Source organism: Catellatospora sp. NPDC049609 (assembly GCF_040675365.1).
GTDB lineage: Bacteria > Actinomycetota > Actinomycetes > Mycobacteriales > Micromonosporaceae > Catellatospora.
Window position 1 is genome coordinate 1 of record NZ_JBFAOU010000490.1, and the last position, 1,063, is coordinate 1,063.

At 70.6% G+C, this 1,063-nt stretch carries 1 pseudogene; it reads left to right on the forward strand.

Features of this window, described 5'->3' with window-relative positions:
- Positions 1 to 205: 205 nt before the first annotated feature.
- Positions 206 to 907, forward strand: a pseudogene (locus tag AB0J67_RS41340) (transposase); the annotation flags it as partial.
- Positions 908 to 1,063: the final 156 nt, after the last annotated feature.

The window sequence follows — 1,063 nt, forward strand, 5'->3', positions numbered from 1 at the left end:
CGCCGAGTCCTGGCCGTCGACGTCCGAGACGCCGCCCGCCGAAGCACCACCCGCCACACCGGCGGCTGACCCTCCAGCGGAGCCCCTTTTTCCGGCTCTTCTGACGTTCTCGTGGGTGGGCTGAGACCCTGATCAACAGCACACGCCGTGTCCCGTTTAGGTTTCTGGCTTGTCGAAGGCTTGAAACCAAGGATCGGAACACGGCGTGCGTTTGACCAGGGTATTTCATCGACAGGCGGGACTGGAGCGGGCGGTCGTCGAGGACGTGCGCCTCGACGAGGACGCCGACGGCGAGGTCCTCGTCGTCGCGGTCCGGCCGCGCGAGGGCACCGCGCGCCGGTGCGGGCGCTGCCGGGCCCGCGCGCCCTGGTATGACCGCGGCTGGGGCAGGCGGCGGTGGCGGCATCTTGACTTCGGCACCCTGCGGGTGCAGGTCGAGGCCGCGGTGCCCAGGGTCACCTGCCCGGTACACGGACCGACGGTGATCGCGGTGCCGTGGGCACGGCACGGCACCCGGTTCACGACCGCGTTCGAGGACACCGCGGCGTGGCTGGCCGCGCGGATGTCGGCGTCTGCGGTGACCGGGCTGCTGCGCGTTGCCTGGCGCAGCGTGGTCGCCATCGTCGGCCGAGTCGTCGACGCGGCCGCCGCCGGCACCGACCGGCTGGCCGGGCTGCGCCGGATCGGGATCGACGAGGTCGCCTACCGCAAAGGTCAGCGATACCTGACTCTGGTCGTCGACCACGACACCGGCCGCCTGGTCTGGGCTGCCGACGGGCGGGACAAGGCCACCGTGGCCGCGTTCTTCGACGAACTCGGCGGCGACCGGGCCGCGGCGCTGACCCACGTGTCGGCCGACGCCGCCGCCTGGATCGCCGACGTGGTGACCGAGCGGGCACCGCAGGCGGTTGTTGAGCGTCATTCGCTGTGAGCATGTGGCGTAGGCCTGCGTCATTGCTGTTGAGCAGGATCTTGAGAGCAACCCGGAGGGTTGCTCTTCTTCGTGTGCGACGCCAACGTGAGCACGTAGGAACTGGACCGGCCCTCCCGGTCTGTTCTTGGC